Origin of the sequence: Sterolibacterium denitrificans (assembly GCF_900174485.1) — a bacterium.
In the GTDB taxonomy this organism is placed as follows: Bacteria; Pseudomonadota; Gammaproteobacteria; order Burkholderiales; family Rhodocyclaceae; genus Sterolibacterium; species Sterolibacterium denitrificans.
Window position 1 is genome coordinate 263,521 of record NZ_LT837803.1, and the last position, 22,480, is coordinate 286,000.

The 22,480-nt window shown below is 63.3% G+C and carries 11 protein-coding genes; 5 read left to right on the forward strand and 6 right to left on the reverse strand.

The annotated features are described in order from the left end of the window. Nucleotides 1-112: 112 nt before the first annotated feature. Nucleotides 113-7,966, reverse strand: coding sequence for a retention module-containing protein (locus SDENCHOL_RS01180; protein ID WP_154715748.1), 7,854 nt, complete (start codon nt 7,964-7,966; stop codon nt 113-115). A 376-nt stretch (nt 7,967-8,342) separates the two neighbouring features. Between SDENCHOL_RS01180 and SDENCHOL_RS01185 the strand changes: the two genes are divergently transcribed. From SDENCHOL_RS01185 to SDENCHOL_RS01195, 3 genes are all read left to right on the forward strand, one after another. After that, nucleotides 8,343-10,514, forward strand: coding sequence for a type I secretion system permease/ATPase (locus tag SDENCHOL_RS01185; protein WP_154715749.1), 2,172 nt, complete (start codon nt 8,343-8,345; stop codon nt 10,512-10,514). Continuing rightward, nucleotides 10,511-11,926, forward strand: coding sequence for an HlyD family type I secretion periplasmic adaptor subunit (locus tag SDENCHOL_RS01190; protein WP_197706801.1), 1,416 nt, complete (start codon nt 10,511-10,513; stop codon nt 11,924-11,926). The genes SDENCHOL_RS01185 and SDENCHOL_RS01190 overlap by 4 nt, the downstream gene beginning before the upstream one ends. A 66-nt stretch (nt 11,927-11,992) precedes the next feature. Beyond that, nucleotides 11,993-12,343: a hypothetical protein gene (locus tag SDENCHOL_RS01195; RefSeq protein ID WP_067169080.1), complete on the forward strand. Its 351-nt coding sequence runs from the start codon at nt 11,993-11,995 to the stop codon at nt 12,341-12,343. Nucleotides 12,344-12,392: 49 nt separating this feature from the next. Here the strand turns inward: SDENCHOL_RS01195 and SDENCHOL_RS01200 are convergent, their stop codons facing one another. The 4 genes from SDENCHOL_RS01200 to SDENCHOL_RS01215 all read right to left on the reverse strand — a co-directional run bounded on the left by SDENCHOL_RS01200 (nt 12,393) and on the right by SDENCHOL_RS01215 (nt 18,608). Beyond that, nucleotides 12,393-14,318, reverse strand: a complete 1,926-nt coding sequence (locus SDENCHOL_RS01200; protein WP_067169083.1) for an EAL domain-containing protein — start codon at nt 14,316-14,318, stop codon at nt 12,393-12,395. A gap of 76 nt (nt 14,319-14,394) precedes the next feature. Beyond that, nucleotides 14,395-15,138: a transglutaminase-like cysteine peptidase gene (locus tag SDENCHOL_RS01205; RefSeq protein WP_067169086.1), complete on the reverse strand. Its 744-nt coding sequence runs from the start codon at nt 15,136-15,138 to the stop codon at nt 14,395-14,397. Between the two features lie 304 nt (nt 15,139-15,442). Further along, nucleotides 15,443-16,696, reverse strand: coding sequence for an EAL and HDOD domain-containing protein (locus tag SDENCHOL_RS01210; RefSeq protein ID WP_083522801.1), 1,254 nt, complete (start codon nt 16,694-16,696; stop codon nt 15,443-15,445). 145 nt (nt 16,697-16,841) lie between these two features. After that, nucleotides 16,842-18,608, reverse strand: a complete 1,767-nt coding sequence (locus SDENCHOL_RS01215; protein WP_067169089.1) for an ABC transporter transmembrane domain-containing protein — start codon at nt 18,606-18,608, stop codon at nt 16,842-16,844. Between the two features lie 209 nt (nt 18,609-18,817). Here SDENCHOL_RS01215 and miaB point away from each other — a divergent pair, with 209 nt between their 5' ends. Then, nucleotides 18,818-20,170 (forward strand): tRNA (N6-isopentenyl adenosine(37)-C2)-methylthiotransferase MiaB, encoded by a 1,353-nt coding sequence (gene miaB / locus SDENCHOL_RS01220; RefSeq protein WP_067169092.1) that lies wholly within the window; start codon nt 18,818-18,820, stop codon nt 20,168-20,170. Nucleotides 20,171-20,191: 21 nt separating this feature from the next. On the opposite strand, the gene SDENCHOL_RS01225 is transcribed toward miaB, so the two are convergent. Next, nucleotides 20,192-20,947 (reverse strand): UPF0149 family protein, encoded by a 756-nt coding sequence (locus SDENCHOL_RS01225; RefSeq protein ID WP_067169095.1) that lies wholly within the window; start codon nt 20,945-20,947, stop codon nt 20,192-20,194. Nucleotides 20,948-21,095: 148 nt separating this feature from the next. Here SDENCHOL_RS01225 and SDENCHOL_RS01230 point away from each other — a divergent pair, with 148 nt between their 5' ends. Continuing rightward, entirely contained in the window at nt 21,096-22,454 is a 1,359-nt protein-coding gene (locus SDENCHOL_RS01230) for an MBL fold metallo-hydrolase RNA specificity domain-containing protein (protein WP_067169098.1), read from the forward strand. Nucleotides 22,455-22,480 lie beyond the last annotated feature (26 nt).

The window sequence follows — 22,480 nt, forward strand, 5'->3', positions numbered from 1 at the left end:
CTCGCAAACGATACAGCCACCGATCTCGGCGTAGCGTCCGGGGTCGGTGGCTGTATCGTTTGGCTGGCAGGCATCCCAGATTCCATGGATGCCTGCCCTTCGGCTTCAGAGCTTAATCGACCAGCAGTTTTCCGCTGTCCAGCAGGCTCTTGAGCAGGGCCGTATTGTTGCCGTCTGCAATGCCGAACTCCGAGTACAGATTCACGTTGTTGAGCGTGATCCGCTGGTCTTCGGCACCTGCCGCATAGTGGCCATTGGTGTAGTCACCGTGCGAGCTGATGCGTATCGTCGTATTGCCGCCTGATACGCTGATGTCGATGTAGTTATTGAGGTTGCCAATACCCAGTTGGTGATTCTCGCCAACCAGCAGGCTGCGCAAATCAAGCACATCGCCCTTCGCGGAAACGGCAGCCGCATTGAAGTCGGTCACGGTGTCGATGGCCGGCGTACCCGGCCTGCCGCCATCGCCCAGCTCCCAGCGGAAGATATCGGAACCCAGACCGCCGGTGAGCGTGTCGTTGCCGCTGCCACCGATCAGGATGTCATTGCCCTCGCCGCCATTGAGCTTGTCGTTGCCGTCGCCACCGCGCAACAGATCGTTGCCGCGACCGCCGTTGAGCGTATCGTCGCCATCGAATCCGTAGAGCCGCTCACCATATTTGCTGGAAGCAGTCAGGGTATCGCTGGCGGCGGAGCCTTCACGGATATTGGCGTGCGTATCCGGCGAGCTCAACAGGCTGGCGTCGATCAACTTGCCGGCGTATGAGGTATCACTGAGTCCATACGTGTCAGTCACCGTGATCTTGGTTGCGTTGAGCAGGTTCAGACTGATTGCCGTATCGTCGAAGCGCACGGATCCCAGCATTTCATTGATGACCAGATTGTCGATCGGGCCACCATTGATTGCCGTGATCACCAGATGCGAAGTCGGCAACAGACTGATCAGGCCGTACTCATCCTGGAATTCAAGCTTGAGTCCCAGGCTGGCCGCCAGTTGCTTGGAGGCGGTCAGATTGTGCTGGCCCAGGGCAAGCAGCGGCGTGTAGCTGATTTCAACTCTGGCGATGTTGTTGTTGGCATCGTAGGCGCTGAATGACTGGTGGTTGCCGAAATCAATCAGATCGAACAGGGAAACTCCGACCAGGCCGAAGAGACCATGGTGATTTCTGGCGGTCGCATCCGGCGCGACGTTGTTCATCACCCCGTCCGACGTGAACCTGACGCTGGAACTTGCCGTGTCACCATCGCGGTCGGTGAAGGTATACGCCAGCACTGTCTCCTTCCCTGCCGGTATGGGCGCACCTGCCGAATAGACATAGCCACCGTCGGCCATATTGACCTTGATGGTTTCGCCGCGCGCGGTGGTGACCGTCAACCAGTGGCTGCCCGCGTCATAGCTATAGCCCGTCACCTGTGACGAACTGCCGGATTGGCTGACGCTGTTCGTGGCATCGTTGTACAGGTAGGTATTGCCGCCGATGCCGATGGACTGAACATAGCCGCCGTCGGCGCCAAAACTGCCCGGCAAACTGCCCGCCACCGAAGAAGGCGGTGCGTCGGTGAGCAAGACGCCCTGTTTCAGCAGGGCCATGCCGATCTGCTGATCCCCGCCATAGCCGCTGACCAGATCCACCTTCTTCAGCACGATGGTCTGATCCTCCAGGCTGGCGGAATAGCCGCCGGCAAAACCGCCCGTGCTGCTGATATGAATGATGGTATCTGCGCCGACCTTCTCGAAATGCAGGTAGTTCGAGAGGTTGGCGTAATTTTCACCTTGCAGCAAGCCGCGCAGATCGAGGATGTCGCCACCCGAGGTCACGGCCGCAGCCTTGAAGTCGGTGACGGTATCGATGGCCGGATTCCCCGGTGTACCGGCATCGCCGCGTTCCCAACGGAAGATGTCGGAACCCGCGCCGCCAGTGAGCGTGTCGTTGCCCTTGCCACCGATCACGATATCGCTGCCGGCGCCGCCATCCAGCGTGTCATTGCCGTTGCCGCCACGCAGGATGTCGTTGCCCTTGCCACCCGTCAATTTATCGTTGCCGGCATGGCCATAAATCTGCACGCCGCCATTGCCACCGACCAGGGTATCGTTGCCGGAGCCGCCTTCCGTGACGTAGCTCGAGGGCTTGGAAAGGTTGAAGATGCCGGCATCGGCCAGCGTGCCCACCACGGCAGAATCGCTGAGCCCGTTGGTATCGGTCACCTTGATCCGGGTCGCGTTGAGAACGTCCAGGTTGATCAGGGAGTCCTCGAAGTGCACCGTGCTCAACAACTCATTGATCACCATGTTATCGATCGGGCCACCGTCCTGCGAAGTGATCACAATCTTTGAAGACGGCAGAATCAAGCCCAAAAAGCCGTAATCATTCTTGATTTCCAGATTGAGACCGAGTTCGGCCGCCAGCGTCTGGGAGGCGGTCAATTTGTGGAAGCCCAAACCAATCAAGGCCTGATAGGAAATCTCGACGCTCTTGATGTTGTTGTTGATGTCGAAAGCACCAAAGGCCTGGCGCGTACCCAGGTCAATGAACTTGTCGAAGAGGGTCAGACCAACCAGACCAAGGATGTTGTGACCGCTGTGCAGCCCCGCCTCCGGTGCGACATTGCCTTGCCCGTTGGGCACCGTGACGATGTGGGAAGCTTCACCCGCTGTCGGCACGGCATCCACCACATTGATGGTCAGATTACCGTAGCCGGTATTGGTACCGTCGGACGCCGCCACCGTGAATGTCAGCGGCAGCGTGTCGGCCCCGGCGCCGGAATGATCCAGCGGCTTGCTGAGAGTGAAGTCATAGTGGCCATTCGTACCCACAGTCAGCTTTGCCACCTCTGCACCATTTGCGGCCCCAGTCAGGGTATAGACGCCCGTGGCAGCGTTGAAACTGCCGCTCCAGGTGACGAGGGCACCACCGGAAGTCAGACCGCCCGGCGCGCTGGCGCTGATCGAGGCGATTGCATCGCCGTCCGGATCGCTGATGCTGATATCCCCGCTGATAGCGGTCGAACCGGAAGCCAGCGCCTTTTCCAGCACGCTATGGATGCCGCCAGTATCATCAATGACCGGCGCGCTTCCCATGATGCGCACAATGGCGCTATCGCTGCCTTCCGGCGAGGCATTGCCCGCCGGGTCGGTAACCGTGGCCTTCACGGTGATTTTTTCACCTTCGGCCGGCGCCGCGAAGCTGGTGGTCACGCTGCCCGTCGTGAGATGACCCGACGTCAGGGTGATCGTCTGCGTGCTCGTGCCATCCGTGATCGTCAACTTGTCGCCCGCCTGAGCGCCCGCCGGTAAGTCGATCCGTACCGCGACCTGACCGCCCGTCAGCTCGGCACCATTCAGGATCCCGTCGTCGTTGGCATCGCTGGTCAGCGTGACCGTCGGCGCCGTCGTCGGCGCCGTGGTGTCCACCCGCGCGCTGTCGCTGCCTTCCGGCGAGACGTTCCCCGCCGGGTCGGTCAGCGTGGCTTTCACCGTGATCTGTTCGCCTTCGGCCGGCGCCGCGAAGCTGGCCGTCACGCTGCCCGCCGCGATCTGGCCGGCCGTCAGGGTGATCGTTTGCGTGCTCGTGCCGTCCGTGATCGTCAGTTTGTCGCCCGCCTGCACGTGCGAGGTCGGCAGGTCAACGCGCACTTGCACCTGACCGCCCGCCAATTCCGCCGCGTTGAGCCAGCCGTCGTCGTTGGCATCGCTGGTCAGCGTGACCGTCGGCGCCTTCGGGTCGCCGCCCGTCGGGTCCTCCGGGTCCGTGCCCGGTGGCGTGGTGTCCAGGATCGCGCTGTCGCTGCCCGGCAGCGAGACGTTGCCCGCCGCGTCCGTGACCGTCGCCGTGATGGTCACGGTGCTGCCTTCGGCCGGCGCCGCGAAGCTGGTCGTCACGCTGCCCGTCGTGAGCTGGCCGGCCGTCAGGGTGATGGTCTGCGTGTTCGTGCCGTCCGTGACCGTCAGTTTGTCGCCCGCCTGCGCACCCGCCGGCAGGTCGATCTTCACGTCGATCGCGCCGTTCAGTTCCGCCTGGTTGATGTAGCCGTCGTCGTTGGCGTCTTCCGTGATCGTGACCTTCGGCGCCGCGCTGGCCGTGGTGTCCACCACCGCGCTGTCGCTGCCGCTGGGCGAGGTGTTCCCCGCCGGGTCGCTCACCGTCGCCGTCACCGTGATCTGTTCGCCTTCGCCCGGCGCGTCGAATTCGACCGTGATGTGGCCTTCGTTGATCATTTCCGGCGTCAGCGTGATGATTTGCGGCGTCGTGCCGTCCGTCACCGTGACCTTGTCGCCCGCCTGCGTGCCCGCCGGCAGGTCAACTTGTACCTGCACCTTGCCGCCCGTCAGCTCGGCACCATTCAGGATCCCGTCGTCGTTCGCATCGCTGGTCAGCGTGACCGTCGGGGCCGTCGACGACGGCGCCGTGGTGTCCACCCGCGCGCTGTCGCTGCCTTCCGGCGAGACGTTCCCCGCCGGGTCGGTCAGTGTGGCCTTCACCGTGATCTGTTCGCCTTCGGCCGGCGCCGCGAAGCTGGCCGTCACGCTGCCCGCCGCGATCTGGCCGGCCGTCAGGGTGATCGTTTGCGTGCTCGTGCCGTCCGTGATCGTCAGTTTGTCGCCCGCCTGCACGTGCGAGGTCGGCAGGTCAACGCGCACTTGCACCTGACCGCCCGCCAATTCCGCCGCGTTGAGCCAGCCGTCGTCGTTGGCATCGCTGGTCAGCGTGACCGTCGGCGCCTTCGGGTCGCCGCCCGTCGGGTCCTCCGGGTCCGTGCCCGGTGGCGTGGTGTCCAGGATCGCGCTGTCGCTGCCCGGCAGCGAGACGTTGCCCGCCGCGTCCGTGACCGTCGCCGTGATGGTCACGGTGCTGCCTTCGGCCGGCGCCGCGAAGCTGGTCGTCACGCTGCCCGTCGTGAGCTGGCCGGCCGTCAGGGTGATGGTCTGCGTGTTCGTGCCGTCCGTGACCGTCAGTTTGTCGCCCGCCTGCGCACCCGCCGGCAGGTCGATCTTCACGTCGATCGCGCCGTTCAGTTCCGCCTGGTTGATGTAGCCGTCGTCGTTGGCGTCTTCCGTGATCGTGACCTTCGGCGCCGCGCTGGCCGTGGTGTCCACCACCGCGCTGTCGCTGCCGCTGGGCGAGGTGTTCCCCGCCGGGTCGCTCACCGTCGCCGTCACCGTGATCTGTTCGCCTTCGCCCGGCGCGTCGAATTCGACCGTGATGTGGCCTTCGTTGATCATTTCCGGCGTCAGCGTGATGATTTGCGGCGTCGTGCCGTCCGTCACCGTGACCTTGTCGCCCGCCTGCGTGCCCGCCGGCAGGTCAACTTGTACCTGCACCTGACCGCCCGTCAGCTCGGCACCATTCAGGATCCCGTCGTCGTTCGCATCGCTGGTCAGCGTGACCGTCGGGGCCGTCGACGACGGCGCCGTGGTGTCCACCCGCGCGCTGTCGCTGCCTTCCGGCGAGACGTTCCCCGCCGGGTCGGTCAGTGTGGCCTTCACCGTGATCTGTTCGCCTTCGGCCGGCGCCGCGAAGCTGGCCGTCACGCTGCCCGCCGCGATCTGGCCGGCCGTCAGGGTGATCGTTTGCGTGCTCGTGCCGTCCGTGATCGTCAGTTTGTCGCCCGCCTGCACGTGCGAGGTCGGCAGGTCAACGCGCACTTGCACCTGACCGCCCGCCAATTCCGCCGCGTTGAGCCAGCCGTCGTCGTTGGCATCGCTGGTCAGCGTGACCGTCGGCGCCTTCGGGTCGCCGCCCGTCGGGTCCTCCGGGTCCGTGCCCGGTGGCGTGGTGTCCAGGATCGCGCTGTCGCTGCCCGGCAGCGAGACGTTGCCCGCCGCGTCCGTGACCGTCGCCGTGATGGTCACGGTGCTGCCTTCGGCCGGCGCCGCGAAGCTGGTCGTCACGCTGCCCGTCGTGAGCTGGCCGGCCGTCAGGGTGATGGTCTGCGTGTTCGTGCCGTCCGTGACCGTCAGTTTGTCGCCCGCCTGCGCACCCGCCGGCAGGTCGATCTTCACGTCGATCGCGCCGTTCAGTTCCGCCTGGTTGATGTAGCCGTCGTCGTTGGCGTCTTCCGTGATCGTGACCTTCGGCGCCGCGCTGGCCGTGGTGTCCACCACCGCGCTGTCGCTGCCGCTGGGCGAGGTGTTCCCCGCCGGGTCGCTCACCGTCGCCGTCACCGTGATCTGTTCGCCTTCGCCCGGCGCGTCGAATTCGACCGTGATGTGGCCTTCGTTGATCATTTCCGGCGTCAGCGTGATGATTTGCGGCGTCGTGCCGTCCGTCACCGTGACCTTGTCGCCCGCCTGCGTGCCCGCCGGCAGGTCAACTTGTACCTGCACCTTGCCGCCCGTCAGCTCGGCACCATTCAGGATCCCGTCGTCGTTCGCATCGCTGGTCAGCGTGACCGTCGGGGCCGTCGACGACGGCGCCGTGGTGTCCACCCGCGCGCTGTCGCTGCCTTCCGGCGAGACGTTCCCCGCCGGGTCGGTCAGTGTGGCCTTCACCGTGATCTGTTCGCCTTCGGCCGGCGCCGCGAAGCTGGCCGTCACGCTGCCCGCCGCGATCTGGCCGGCCGTCAGGGTGATCGTTTGCGTGCTCGTGCCGTCCGTGATCGTCAGTTTGTCGCCCGCCTGCACGTGCGAGGTCGGCAGGTCAACGCGCACTTGCACCTGACCGCCCGCCAATTCCGCCGCGTTGAGCCAGCCGTCGTCGTTGGCATCGCTGGTCAGCGTGACCGTCGGCGCCTTCGGGTCGCCGCCCGTCGGGTCCTCCGGGTCCGTGCCCGGCGGCGTGGTGTCTACCGTGGCGCTGTCAGTCGCCGGATCAGAAACATTCCCCGCTGGATCGGTGATCGTCGCCGTCACCGTGATCTGTTCGCCTTCGCCCGGCGCGTCGAATTCGACCGTGACCTGACCCTCGCCGATCATTTCCGGCGTCAGAATGACTTCCTGCGACGTCGTGCCATCGGTCACCGTGACCTTGTCGCCCGGCTGCGTGCCCGGCGGCAGGTCGATCTGCACCTGCACCTTGCCGCCCGCCAGTTCGTCGCCGTTCAGAAACCCGTCGTCGTTGGCATCGCTCGTCAACGTCACCGTCGGCGCGTCCGGGGCTACCGTATCAACGCGGACACTGTCTTCACCGGCAGGCGAGGTATTGCCCGACGGATCGGTGATCGTTGCCGTAATGGTGATTTCTTCACCTTCACCCGGGGCGTCGAATTCGATCGTGATGCCGCCGTCTTCGATCATTTCCGGCGTCAGGGTGATTTCCTGCGTGGTGTTGCCATCGGTCACCTCGACGATGTCACCGGCCTGGGCGTCTGCCGGCAGGTCGATGCGGACTTCGACCTTGCCATCGTTCAGTTCGTCGGCGGTGAGATAGCCGTTGTTATCGGCGTCGCTGATGATGGTGACCGTCGGCTGGCCCGGCGGCGTAGTGTCAGAAGGCGCGCCACCGAGCGGAGACATCAGATAGGCATCCCGCTCGCCGGAACCGTCGTCGTCGGTATCGGCAGAACCCGAGGAGAATCGATAACTGCCTGAACCAGCGCCAAGCTCTTCCGAGATCCGGTCGAGGCGCACGAAGCCGTGGCCTTCCGATGCGCCGCCGCCGGCCGCACCGGCCGCGGTTTCCTCGAGCAGGCCATCGATATCCTGCCCTTGACGGATCGCCTGGGCGATCCGCGCGGCAGCGGCGTCGGCAGTCAACAAACCTTCGGCCATGCCGGCAACGTCGCCGGGAGCAGCCGCAAATGCATCGGCAGGCTGCATGTTGGCGCCGACCATGTGGTCGCCCGGGCCGAATACCAATACTTCGCCATTGGCGAACTTGAGACTGGCACGCCCGCCCGCCGTTACGACCAGCTTGCTTTCAGCGTTGATGACATCGCCCTGGTGCAGGACGCGCTCGTTCCCCTGGGCATCACGAACAAAAACCGTACCCTTGATGGAAGTAGCGGTTGCGATGGTTGTTGTAGCCATTTCTTGCTCCCGAATAAAAGTGCTGCCTAATTAAAAATTTGTTTAACCCTAATATTATAGACGATTATTTCTTGGTTTTTTAGTCGTCATTTTTTCAAGCTTGAAATATATTGCCGCATACTGCCTGTCAGCATCCCGCGCCATGATGGGGCAAGCGGTCAGGTCGGGTGCAGGCCGTATCGGGATCAGAGGCAAGCCGCCAGATTTAAGGATATATTGCCAACGATGAAAGCAATGTCGTCATGTCGTGGCCGGCATTCAATACATGGAATGTGGAAAATTGGTGGTGCGCGGCAGTGTCGATATCGGCAAAATCGAAAAAGCGAACCGAACCGCAATGAATAACGCACATAGCCGATTGATGGTATAGACGCCAATGACTGAATCAAGCACAAATTCGGATACCGTGTGGAAAACTTCACACGAAACAGGAAAAAAACATGATCCGCTGCTCGAATGCCTGGTGGCATTGAGCCGCATTCATGGTATTTCGCGCACGCGGGACGCGCTGATTTCCGGCTTGCCATTGGTCGATCACACCTTGACGCCCTCCATCTTCGACCGTGCCGCGCGCCGTGCCGGGATGGCCAGCAAGGTCATGCGCCGCACGCTCGATGAGTTTCCCGAACCGCTGCTGCCGGTGATCCTGCTGCTGAACGAGCGCGATGCCTGCCTGCTGGTCGGCTGGGAGACCGACGGATCGGCCCGGGTCGTCTTTCCGGAGTCGTCCGAAAGCGCGGAAGTGCTGTCGCGTGAACGGCTGGCAAGCCGCTACACTGGCCTGGCCATTTTCTGCCGGCCGCGCTTCAGATTCGACAAACGCGCGCCGGAACAGCAGGATCTGCGCGGACGCCACTGGTTCTGGCATGCCATCATGCAAAACCTGCCGGTCTACAAGGACATCCTGCTTGCCGCCCTGCTGATCAACCTGTTCGCGGTCGCCCTGCCGATGTTCACCATGAACGTGTACGACCGCGTGGTGCCCAACCAGGCCACGGATACCTTGTGGGTACTGGCTACCGGCCTGCTGATCATCATGATGGCGGACATCGGCCTGCGGCTGATGCGCGGCTATCTGATCGACCTTGCCGGCAGCCGGGTGGATGTCGGCCTGTCCGCGCAAATCATGGAGCGCGTGCTGGGCCTGCGCATGGAAAACCGGCCGCTGTCCACCGGCGCCTTTGCCGCCAACCTGCGCTCCTTTGAAACGGTGCGCGACTTCATCACTTCGGCAACCGTGACGGCCGTGATCGATTTGCCGTTTGCGCTGCTCTTCCTGGTCGTGATTGCCTGGATCGACCTGCCATTGGTCATTCCGGGCCTGGTCGGCATGGTGCTGATCATCGGCTATGCCATGCTGGTTCAGGATCGCATGCATGAACTCTCCGAAACCACCTATCGCGCCAGCGCCCAGCGCAATGCCCATCTGGTGGAAAGCCTGGTCGGCCTGGAAACGGTCAAGGCCCAGGGCGCCGAAAACATCATGCAGCGCAAATGGGAGCAAAGCGCGACTTTTCTGGCGCGCATCTCCACACAACTGAGATTGCTGTCGGCCACCACGGTCAACAGCGCCTTTCAGATCTCCCAACTGGCGTACATGGCGGTCATCGTCCTGGGGGTTTATCGCATCGGCGATGGTGCATTGTCCATGGGCGGCCTGATTGCCAGTTCCATGCTGATTTCGCGCGCCATGGCGCCGTTCAGCCAGGTGGCCGGTCTGCTGACGCAGTACCACAGCGCATCGACCGCGCTCACTTCCCTGAACAAGATCATGGATTCCGAAATCGAGCGGCCGAGCAATGCCAGTTTCGTCTCACGTCCCGACTTCCAGGGCGATATCGAATTCCACGGCGTCAGTTTCACCTACCCCGGCGAGGAAGCGGAGGCCTTGCGCAATATTTCCTTCCGCATCAAACCCGGAGAGCACGTCGCCATCCTCGGCCGCATCGGCTCGGGCAAGACGACGCTGCAGAAACTGATCCTCGGGCTGTACAAGCCGACCGCCGGCTCGATCCGCATCGACGGAATCGACATCCGCCAGCTGGATCCGGCCGAGCTGCGCCGCAACATCGGCTACGTGCCCCAGGATGTGACGCTGTTCTTCGGCGGCCTGCGCGAAAACATCGCCATGTCCTCGCCGGAGGCGGATGACAGCGCGCTGCTCGCTGCCGCCGAAGTCGGCGGGCTGCTCGACATGGTGAACAGCCATCCGCGCGGATTCGACATGATCATCGGCGAACGCGGCGAATCGCTCTCCGGCGGCCAGCGCCAGAGCGTGGCGATTGCGCGGGCCTTCGTCAATTCCCCTCCCATCCTGCTGCTCGATGAGCCGACCGGCTCGATGGACTTTTCCACCGAGGAAAGCGTGAAGTCCCGATTGCGCGAACACGCCAAGGACAGGACCATGATCGTGATCACCCACCGTACTTCGCTGCTGGATCTGGTTGACCGGCTGATCGTCATCGATCGTGGCAAGATCGTGGCGGACGGCCCCAAGGCCAACGTCATCGAAGCACTCAAGCAGGGCCGTATCGAGAGTGCAAAATGAACAAAAACTGGAAAATGGATAGCCTGCCGACATCACTGCCCCTGCCATCCTGGATGGTCCGGCTGCGAACCCGCCTGGATCGCCTGCTGTCGCGCTGGATCCCGCATGAAACGAAGGAAGATCTCGACTGGGTCAGCGATGCCGACTGGGCGCACATCCAACAGGAACCGCTGCGCGCCCGCTTCCTGCTGCGCTGGATAGGCGGCGTCCTGCTCGTGCTGCTGATCTGGGCGGGATTCGCCAGGATCGACGAAGTGACGCGCGGTACGGGCAAGGTGACGCCATCCCTGCAACTGCAGGTCATCCAGGCGGTCGATCCGGGCGTGGTCTCGGAAATCGCCGTCAAGGATGGTCAGTCCGTCGCACAGGGACAGTTGCTGATGAAAATCGACCAGACGCGCTTCCTTTCTTCCCTGCAGGAAAACCAGTCGCAATATCTTGCCCTGCAGGCCAAGGCGGCACGGCTTCGGGCGATTGCCGAGGGACAGTCATTCGAATTGCCGCCGGACATCGAGCAGCAGGTTCCGCAGATCGTCGCCCAGGAACGCGCCCTCTACATGTCGAAGCGCTCGGAGCTGGATGCCCAGCTCAGCATCGCGCGTCAGCAGTTGGCGCAACGCAACCAGGAACTCAACGAAGTACAGGCCCGCAAGGAGCAGGCCACCTCATCCTACCAACTGGCCAACCAGGAATTGAGCGTAACCAAGCCGCTGGTCAGCAAGGGCGCGGTCTCGGAAGTCGAACTCCTGCGCCTGCAGCGGGATGTCGCCCGTTTCCGCGGCGACATGGATGAAGCCTCGGCACAACTGGTGCGGGTGCAGGCCAGCATCAACGAAGCGCGGCACAAAATCCAGGACGTCGAACTGAACTTCAAAAACACCACCAGCGTCGAGCTGGCCGAAACGATGGCCAAGATCAACAGTCTCTCGGCGGGCAGCGCCGCCCTGTCCGACCGGGTCAAGCATTCGAATGTCGTTTCTCCGGTCAAGGGCACGGTGAAACGCATGCGGATCAACACCGTCGGCGGCGTGGTCCAGCCGGGAACGGAACTGCTGGAAATCGTGCCGACGGAAGACGCCCTGCTGCTCGAAGTGCGCATCCAGCCCAAGGACGTGGCCTTCCTGCGTCCCGGCATGAAGACCATGGTGCGCTTCACTGCCTACGATTTCTCGATCTATGGCAGCCTGGAAGGCGTGGTCGATCATGTCGGCGCCGATACCGTAACCGACGACAAGGGAAATTCTTTTTACATCGTCCAGGTGCATACGCTCAAGTCGAGCCTGGGTAAAGACTTGCCGCTCCTGCCGGGGATGCAGGCCGAGGTCGACATCCTGACGGGGAAGAAGAGCATCCTTTCCTATCTGCTCAAGCCCATCCTGCGCGCCCACCAGCGTGCGATGACGGAACGCTGAGATCATGCGGACAGGCAATCCCGTCTCGACCGAATCAACCCGACATTCTTTCTAGCGGAGCGCGTCATGCCGTACGTCCAGAGAAACGCCCAGGGCAGGATCGTTGCAATTTCCACGCTGGAGACCCCGCTGGCGGCCGAGTGGCTGGCAGAGCAAACGCCCGAACTCGCTGCGTTCATGCATGAAATCGCGCCGAAAAATCCTGCCGGCGAGCAAACCGCCGCCCAGGCATTGACCGAATCCGATCTGGCGCTGATCCGCGTGGTCGAAGATCTGATCGACCTGCTGATCGATCAGAACATGCTGCGCTTCACGGACCTGCCCGTCGCGGTGCAGGAAAAACTGATGCAGCGGCGCTCCCTGCGTCAGGGCATGACGTCGCTCAAGCTCATGGGCGAAGAAAACGATGTCATCTGATCCTGGGCCGGTTTTTCCGCAGGCAGCAGACAGTGCGCGCGCCTAGGGCCTAGGCAGCCGGCCGCGTCACCGCCTGTCCGGTGATGCCATCGAAGCCGATGGCGACCAGCGTATCGAGCTCGGCATCGTTCATGACGCCTTCGGCAATGACCAGTATCCCGACCGTATGGGCCATCTGGCACAGTCCCTTGAGGAAGGACTGGTTGCCGGTGTTTTCCTGGATGTCCCGGATGTAGCTGCTATCCACCTTGAGATAGTCGAGCCCCAGTTCCGCCAGCTTGGCGATCTCGCCGAAATGCCGGCCGAAATGTTCGATGCCGATCTTGCAGCCGAGCGGCGCGAGACCATTGCAAAAACTTGCAAACGCATCGAAATTCCTGAATGCGCCATACTCCGGCACTTCGATCCAGAGCCGGGAACACTTGCCGACGTTCTTGACCAGCAGCGCCTGCATGGTGTCCCGGAAACGCCAGTCGGTAATGGAATTGGCCGACAGATTCACGGCGATTTCCATGGACTGCTCGTCGAGCTGATCGAGCGCGATCTGCAGCGCATTCATGTCGAGTTCCGAATACAGCTTCAGGCGCAGCATCATCGGCATGAAATCTCCGGCGGACAGCCACTTGCCGCCGGGCGTGGCCTGCAGTCGGGTCACCGCTTCCTCGTGCATGGCGCGGCCGCCGGAAGTCATCACCGGATAACGCTCCAGCCTGATCCGCCCGTCGCTCAAGGCTTCCGTCAGGGCGAGCTTCCAGGCTTCGCCGTTCGGCAGCTCGACCGCCTGCGCGGCGGATTGCAAGGTGTGTCCGCAGTTCGGCCCCTTGCTCTCCGCAATCGCCAGGGCCTTGTCGGAAGCCGCCAGCAGATGGCCGGGCTGGTCGCCGCGCTGATAGGGAACGACGCCGAGATGGAAGACATCGCCGATTTGCGGCCAGCGCTCGCCAAGCATGCTGCCAAGACCGTCCAGCAGACTTGCGGCCAACCGCTCGGCCTCCTGTTCGCCGCCCGCCAGCACGGCAAAATCCGCGCCATTCAACCGGGCGGCAAACTTGTTGTCGTCCTTGTCCGCCATGCCCTGCAGAACCTGGGCAATGTCGCGTATGAGCCGGTCCGCGTCCGCGTACCCCAGCAGGACATTCAGTTTTTCCAGCTCGGTGAGGCGCAGCAGTGCCAGCGCGCCGCCCGCCGGGGATTCTTCGTTCTGCAGGCTCTCCTGCAGCCAGGTCATGAAGAAAGCCCGGTTCGGCAGATTGGTCAGCGGATCATGATTGACCTGGCGCCGCAGGACGTCGAGTCGCGCGGCCTCCTGGGCAAACATGCTTTTCACCTTGTCGGTCATGCTGTTCATGGCGACCACCACGGCCTTGAGCTCCGGCGTGCCGGGCAGGGGCAGCGTGATGAAGCGCCGTTCCTGGATGGCCTGCGCCTGCTCGACGACCTTGCCCAGCGGCCGGAAAACCAGGCGCAGCAGCCAGGTGCCGAAAGCGCCCGCCGCCAGTCCCGCCAGCAGGAACCAGAGCGCAAGCTGCTTGATGCCGAGCCAGAGCGACTGGTAGGCAAAGCGGCTATGGCTGGCCACCTGCACCGTGCCGAACTGCTTCCAGCCATCCTGGACCTGGGCAACGCCGGCCTCGGCCTGCAGCGGAAACAGCTTCCTGAACCACTCGGGCGCGCCCTCGACATTGCCGGTGAAATGCCGCTCGATCAGGACGGCGCCCGTCGGATCGGTCAGCACGATCTGCTGGTAATGCCCGGTGTCGAACTGGGCCGACACCACCAGTTCCACGGTCACCGGATCCTTGCCCGGCAATTGCGACAACACCAGCGCCAGCGACGCGGCGTTGTCGACGTTCTTCATGTACAACTGCTGCTCGATGTACTTGCGGGCAGTATGAACGCTAACCACGAAACTGCCGATGAAGGCAAGCGCGGTCAGACCGATGATCGCCAGCAGAAATTGCCGATAGATGGACATGTAGTTCTCCCGAAGTCCTGAATTACTGAATTACTGAATTACTGAATTCCTCGATACATGAAAGGCATGACGGACATCATTCGAATCCATCCGCCTGCATTTTTGCAATCAAATTGCGCCACATCGACAGGCGTGCCGTCGAGCTGCCGCTGGACGTCGTCCCCGGCGCGACGCCCACCCACAGGCCATCGCTGTTGAAGCTGAAAATCGGCGTCAGATCGGGGCGCTGCGAAGCGGGACGTACATCGTCGATCAGACTGTCGAGAATGTAGGGCTCGCCCGTCACGGTGGGATAGTAGGCGAGCACCATGTGGGCGATGCTGCTGCCACCGACGCTGCCGCCCGCCGCTCCGCCCAGTCTGGCCTTGACGTAGGTCATTCTGAGCTGCTTGCTCGGCACGCCGGCGATCAGCAGCGAGAAATATTTGGCAATCGCGTAATCCTCGCAATCGCCCACGCCGCGCCCCAGGGTTTCCAGCGGCGTGGCCCAGTAATCGCTGACACGCCACGCCACGCTGTCTTCGGCGTAACTCACGTGATCATTGACGAATTCATGAACCTTCCTGACCCGCTCTTCCTGCGTGGCCGCCGGCAGCGATACGAGCAGATCGCGCCACTGCACCATCGTCTGCTTCGCCCGCGGCCCGTGGCGGCTTGCGGCCAACTGGATCTGGTGTTCAAAATCGAACCCCTGCCCCAGCACGGCACTGGCCACGGCCACCACGCAGAGCAACAGCGCAACGAGCGCGACGCGCAGACCGCCCGCCCGCGCCCACCGGTTGCCTGCATGACTTGCCGGACGCAGCGGAGCACAAGCCATTGCAGCCAACCTGCCGGCGCCACGAAAGCCGTGCGCAAGCGCCGCCCTGTCGCCGGCAGGCAACGGACACGGCCGGCCATCCACAAATCCGCAGCGCATCTTTCTGGTGTCGTTATCGCTTGATTCTGGCAATACTCGCGGGTGCAATCATGGGGGCAATCGCGGATGCAGTCGGGCAACAATAGCATTGTCACCCGGGATTTTGGAAAGTATCGTCACGCTGCCGCGCAAGTCCGGGCAACGCACGGCATATTGCAAAACCGTGCCTGCGCTGGAGCGGCGAAACCGGCCTGCCGAGAGGCTTTCAGCGTTCCTGTCCGATGGCATTGGCCCAGTTCATCGAGGCGATTTCCGCCGTGGTCAGTTGCTCGAGCGTCAGACCGAGGGCGCTCAGTTGCTCGTTCAGATGGGTGGTATCGCAGCGCTCGATGCATTCGATCAGCGTAAGCAATTGGCCGGCGTAACCGTCATGGTCGAGCAGCGCGGCACGGATGGGTGCGGCCAGTTTGAGTTCGTCGACGATGCGCGACATGGGGATTTCAAGCACGGCTTCGAGCAAGGAGATGACGCCGGTCATGAAGGTCTGCTCGGCTTCTTCGGCCGATGCGCCGGTTTCGCGGGTCAGCAATTCCATCAGGCGGCCCCGGTTGGCGGCCATGATGGCGAGCGGATCGGGAAATTTCGCGCCGTCCCGATGGGCGAACAGCAGCAACGCCAGCCAGCGCTGCAACTGGCGGCGGCCCAGCAGCAGCATGGCATGGTGCACGGAATTGATGTGGGTGGGCACCCCCATGGCAACCGAATTGACCAGGCGCAGCAGGTTGTAGGTGAGCTTGGAGTCTTCCTTGAAAACCGCTTCGATCCGGCTGTCGGAAGCATCGCCGCTCAGAAGTTGCGACAGCCGCAGCATCTGCCGCTGCGCAGGGTCGATGCTGCGTCCGGAAAGGATTTCGGGACGCGCGAAGTGGTAGCCCTGGAACAACTCGAAACCGAGTTCCTCGCACAAGCGGCACTGCTGCCGGGTTTCCACCTTTTCGGCCAGCAGCTTGAGTTTCATCGGCCTGAAATGCCTCACCAGTTTGCGCAGCGCGTCTTCCTGCATGTCCAGCAGGTCGATCTTGACGTAGCTCACATAGGGCAGGATCGGGTAATACGCCGGATTGAGCGCGGTGACATCATCGAGCGCCAGTTGATAGCCCTTTTCGAACAGCAGGCGGCAACAGGTGACGGCTTCGGCTTCGAAGCGGGTGGTTTCGAGCAGCTCCAGCACGATGCGTTCGGCCGGCAGCATGTCGATGATGTCGCAACTGAGCAGCCGCGAATCGAGATTGATGAAGCCCAGTGCATCGCCAACGACGGACTGGATGCCCAGTTCGCTGAAGGCGCGCGCAATGACCTGCACCGTCGCATGATGTTCATCGACGAAATGGGCCGCGTTGTCGCCGCAGGAACGAAACAACAGCTCATAGCCGTGGATCGCGCCTTGCCGGTCAAGGATCGGCTGGCGACCGAGAAAGAAGCGCGCGGCTTCAGGAGGTGGGTCGGCCTCATCAATCATCAACGCTCGGCTCCTGAGTTTCGTGCCCGCGGTGTAGTCGCTGCGGGCACGCGGGCAAAAAGCAGGGAGTTCTCCCGCTCAGGTGTTGATTCTATATGCAACGTCGTGACATCGACATTGCGTAGAGCGCCGGACTTGCCGGGCGTCAGCCTGGCACAGCGAACTGCAGCTCCGCCAGCCGGCTGTAAAGACCGCCTTCGCGGCTGAGGCTGTCGTGCGTGCCGCTGGCGACGATGCGGCCGCCATCCAGAACGATGATACGGTCGGCCTTGCGCACCGTGGCCAGGCGATGGGCGATGATCAGGGTGGTGCGACCTTCGACCAGGTGTTCCAGCGCCGTCTGCACGAGCTGTTCGCTTTCGGCATCCAGCGCGCTGGTGGCTTCGTCGAGCAACAGCAGCGGCGGATTCTTGAGGATGGCGCGGGCAATGGCGATGCGCTGGCGCTGGCCGCCGGACAGGCGCACGCCGCGCTCGCCGAGAAAACTGTGCCAGCCTTCGGGCAGGCGTTCGATGAACTCGTCGGCGACGGCGGCGCGCGCGGCGGCCTTGACCTCCGCATCCGTGGCATCGGCGCGGCCGTAGCGGATGTTTTCCAGGGCGCTGGCCGAGAAGATCACGCTGTCCTGCGGGACGACGCCGATGCGGCTGCGCACTTCATGCGGATCGGCCTGTTGCAGATCGACGCCATCCATCAGGATGCGTCCCTGCTGCGGATCGTAGAAACGCAGCAGCAACTGGAACAGGGTGCTCTTGCCCGCGCCCGAAGGACCGACCAAGGCCACGGTTTCACCCGGCCGGATGCTCAGATCGAAGTCGGCCAGCGCGGCCTGCGTGGGACGGGACGGGTAATGGAAGGTCAGTCCTTCGATGTGGATTTCACCGCGTGGCGGCGGCAGCGCCAGCGGCCGCTCGGGCGCGCGGATACTGGGCTGGGCGGCGAGCAGTTCCATGAGACGCTCGGTCGCGCCGCTGGCGCGCTGCACGTCGCCCCAGACTTCCGACAGGGCGCCGAGGCTGAAGGCCACCAGGACGGTGTAGAGGACGAACTGGCCGAGCTGGCCCATGCTCATGCTGCCGTCGAGCACGTCGTGCGCGCCCAGCCAGAGCACCAGCACCACGGCGCCGAAGGCCATCACGATGATGACGGCGGTCAGCGCCGCGCGCGCGCGGGTGCGGCGCAAGGCGGTGAGAAAGGATGTTTCCACGGAATCGTCGAATTGCCGGCATTCGCGCGCTTCCTGGCCGAAAGACTGGATGGTGGTGATGGCATTGAGCTTTTCGCCGGCCAGCGCGCTCGAATCGGCGATCCGGTCCTGGCTGGCGCGCGACAGGCGCCGCACGGCGCGGCCGAAGACGATGATCGGCAGCAGGATCGCCAGCAGCATGATGAGCGTATAGCCGGTCAGGCGCGGGCTGCTCACCGCCATCATGATCGTGGCGCCGACCAGCAGCAACAGGTTGCGCAGCGCCATCGAGATGCTGGTGCCGACGAGGGTCTGGATCAGCGTGGTGTCGGTGGTCAGGCGCGAAAGCACCTCGCCGGTGCGTGTGTGCTCGAAGAATTCCGGACTCATGGTGATGATGTGGCGATACACCGCGCTGCGGATGTCGGCCACGACCCGTTCGCCGAGCCATGAGACCAGATAGAAACGCAGCGCCGTGAACAGACCGAGCGCCAGGGCGACGACGAACAGCAGCAGGAACCAGCGGTCGATGTGCGCCGCGCTTTCCCGGGAAAATCCCAGATCGACGACCTGGCGCACGGCCAGCGGCAGCACCAGCGCGGCCGCCGAGGCGATGACCAGCACCAGCATCGCCAGCGCGAAGCGGCTGCGGTAGGGCGCAATGAAACGAATGAGCTGGCGCAACATGGCGAGGTTGCGCGAGGAGGGCGTGGCGGCAGTGGTCATGACGGAATGGAAAACCCGGGGCGGATGCAACTAACAACCAGCAACTACAAAACGACGACTCCCAACTCCCGGGGATGCCCGGGAACGGAGCCGGCATCATACGGCAATTGGCTGGACGCCGGCCAGGCAATCCATGCAGCACGCCGTACTTTCCGGGATAATCACGCCCTCGCCCGCCTGCTTCCCGCCCGCCACAAGCAACAAACCTCATGGTCAAGAAAGTCTATATCCGCACCTTCGGCTGCCAGATGAACGAGTACGACTCGCAGAAAATGGCCGACGTGCTGGCCGAGCATGCCGGCGCCGCGGGGACGGAGGCCACCGACGACCCGGCGGAGGCCGACATCATCCTCTTCAACACCTGTTCGGTGCGCGAGAAGGCGCAGGAAAAAGTCTTTCATGACCTGGGCCGGGTACGTCATCTGAAAAAGCACAAGCCCGAATTGGTGATCGGCGTCGGCGGCTGCGTGGCCAGCCAGGAAGGCGAAGCGATCATCCGGCGCGCGCCTTTCGTCGATGTCGTGTTCGGCCCGCAGACCCTGCATCGCCTGCCGCAGCTCATCGACACGCGGCGCGCCAGCGGACGGCCGCAGGTGGATATTTCCTTTCCCGAAATCGAGAAGTTCGACCATCTGCCGCCGGCGCGCGTCGACGGCGCGACGGCTTTCGTCTCCATCATGGAAGGCTGCTCGAAGTTCTGCAGCTTCTGCATCGTGCCGTACACCCGTGGCGATGAAGTCTCCCGGCCGCTCGATGACGTGCTGACCGAAGTCGCCGGACTGGCGCTGCAAGGGGTGAAGGAAGTGACCCTGCTCGGGCAGAACGTGAATGCCTATCGCGGCGCGGCCGAAGACGATGAGACCGTGGACCTGGCCTTTCTCATCGAGACCATCGCCGGGATTCCCGGCATCGAACGCATCCGCTACACCACGTCGCATCCGCGCGAAATGACGCAGCGCCTGATTGACGTCCATGGGCGCGTGGCCAAGCTGGCCGCGCAACTTCACCTGCCGGTGCAGTCGGGCGCGGACCGCGTGCTGGCAGCGATGAAACGCGGCTATACGGCGCTGGAATACAAGAGCATCGTCAGAAAACTGCGCGCCGCACGGCCCGACATTTCCCTGACTTCGGATTTCATCGTCGGTTTCCCGGGCGAGACCGAAGCGGATTTTCAGGCCACCTTGAAACTCATCGAGGACGTGGGTTTCGATGGCAGCTTCAGTTTCCTCTACAGCGCCCGCCCCGGTACACCGGCGGCCGATCTGGCGGACGACACGCCGCCGGCCGTGAAATCCGCCCGCCTGCAGCAGTTGCAGCAACTCATCGACGCCCAGGCCGGCGCCATCAGCCAAAGCATGGTCGGCAGCCTGCAGCGTGTACTGATCGAAGGCCGTTCGAAGAAAAGCGATCGGGAACTGGCGGCGCGCACCGACAACAACCGGGTGGTGAATTTCCCTGTGCCGGCGGATATGGATGGCAATGAATTGATCGGCCAGATGATCGAATTGCGTATCACCGAGGCCCGCTCGCACTCGCTGCGCGGCGAGAGGACGACCGGCTGACAGGCTGGCGAACTGAACTGATCAGTGCAGCCGTTCCGGGCTGCCGCAACATTGCCGATACGGTTTACCGCTGCCGCAAGGACAATGCTCCTGGCCGACGGCGGGCTGGCCCTTGCGCTCCTGAGCGGCAGCGATGGCCTCATCCGAAGACTGCTTGGCGCGCCAGAAATCATGGATCTGCTTGACCAGTTCGGGCAGCGCTTCCTCGGCGCTGGCAATCGCCGCCTGTTCCTGCGCCGCGCTCATCCACGGCTCGTTGCGCTCCAGGGCATCCTCCTTGAGCATGCCGCTCAGGAGGAACAGCGGCTGCAGCAACTCGGTGAGTTCCTCGGCATGGTCGCCCACGGCCTCATACCAATTGCAGCCAAGCTGGCTGCCGTAGAGATAGGCATCGGCCCAGGTGGCGAAATCCAGTTCTTCGGGATCGTCGGCAACGGGATAAAGAATCAGCTCCCACTCCGAATCCGAATCTGCCTCGGCGCCTGAGTCCGACGCTGCGCCGCCGGCCAGCCGTGCGGCGAGATCGTCATGAAAGCGCATCAGCAGATCGATGATTTCATTGGCTTGCGCCTCGCTCTCAAACTGCGGCTGCTCGCCAAAAACGACGGGTAGCCAGACGCTCGACGGCACCGGCTGCGGCCCGCTGATCACGGCGCACAGCAGTGCCTGCAGCTCGTCGAGCAGCATCGCCTCGCCCTCGAAGATGTCGGCATCGAGCAGTTCCTCGAGCCGATCGAGGTCGGCTTCGGAGAAGTTTTCGCGGTCGGGAGAATTCATCGCTACGCTTTCCAGGGCAGGCCATGCAGGCCAAGGCTTGCAAGTGTAACTCCAAAACTGCTGCCTGCTGCCTGCTCTCCGCCATGCCCGGCAACTTCCTGTAGCATTGCCGATACTGACCTCCCGAAAAATTCGTCCAACCTGGCTGATGAAAATCCAATTTCTCGGTGCAACCAATACCGTTACCGGCTCCAAGTATCTGGTCACCATCGGCAAGCGCCGTCTGCTCGTCGATTGCGGCCTGTTCCAGGGACTCAAGATGCTGCGGCTGCGCAACTGGGAGCCGTTGCCAATCGATCCACGCCAGATCGATGCCGTCATTCTCACCCATGCCCACATCGACCACAGCGGTTACCTGCCGCTGCTCGTGCGCCAGGGTTTTCGCGGCCCGGTGCATTGCACGCCGGCAACGGCCGATCTGTGCGGCATCCTGCTGCCCGATTCCGGCCACCTGCACGAAGAAGAAGCCGACTACGCCAACCGGCACGGCTTCTCCAAGCACACGCCGGCACTGCCGCTGTACACCGAGGCCGATGCGCGGCACTGCCTGAAACAACTGAAACCGCAAGCCTTCGACCGTGACATCGAGCTGGGCGACGGCATCAGCCTGCGCTTCTCGCCGGCTGGACACATCCTCGGCGCGGCCTGCGTGCGGCTGCATGACGGCAAACGCACGCTGGTGTTCTCGGGCGACCTCGGCCGGCTCGATTCGCCGATCATGCAGCCACCCGCCGCCATCGGCACAGCCGATTATCTGGTGGTCGAATCCACCTACGGCGATCGCCTGCATGAAGCCGGCGATCCGCTCGACAAGCTCGCCGACATCATCACTCGCACCACGGCGCGCCAAGGTGCCGTCATCGTGCCGGTCTTCGCCGTCGGCCGCGCCCAGGAGCTGATGTACTACATCCACCAGCTCAAATCGGCCGGCCGGATTCCCGACATCCCCGTCTATCTCAACAGCCCGATGGCCATCCGGGCGACGCAGATCTTCCACCACTACGCCGGCGAGCATCGTCTAGGCCACAAGCAATGCGAGGCAATGCTCAAGTCCGTGCGCATCGTGAACAGCGCCGAGGAATCGAGGCGGCTGAACACCCGCTCGGGGCCGATGATCATCCTCGCCGCCAGCGGCATGGCCACCGGCGGCCGCGTCGTGCACCACCTCAAGGCGTTTGCGCCCTGGCAGCGCAATACCATCCTCTTCGCCGGCTTTCAGGCCGCCGGCACGCGCGGCGCGACGATACTCTCCGGCGCCGAGAGCGTGAAAATCCACGGCGAATACGTGCCCATCCGCGCCGAAGTGCAAAACCTCTCCAACCTCTCGGCCCATGCCGACTACGCCGAAATCCTGCGCTGGCTCGACGGCTTTGGGCAGCCGCCGCGGCGCACCTTCATCACCCACGGCGAACCCATCGCCGCCGACACCCTGCGTCGGCGCATCGAGGAACAGAAACACTGGCGCTGCACCGTCCCGGACTACCGGGAGGAATACGAACTGACTTGATTCGACGGCGGGTCAGGCCGCCGCCG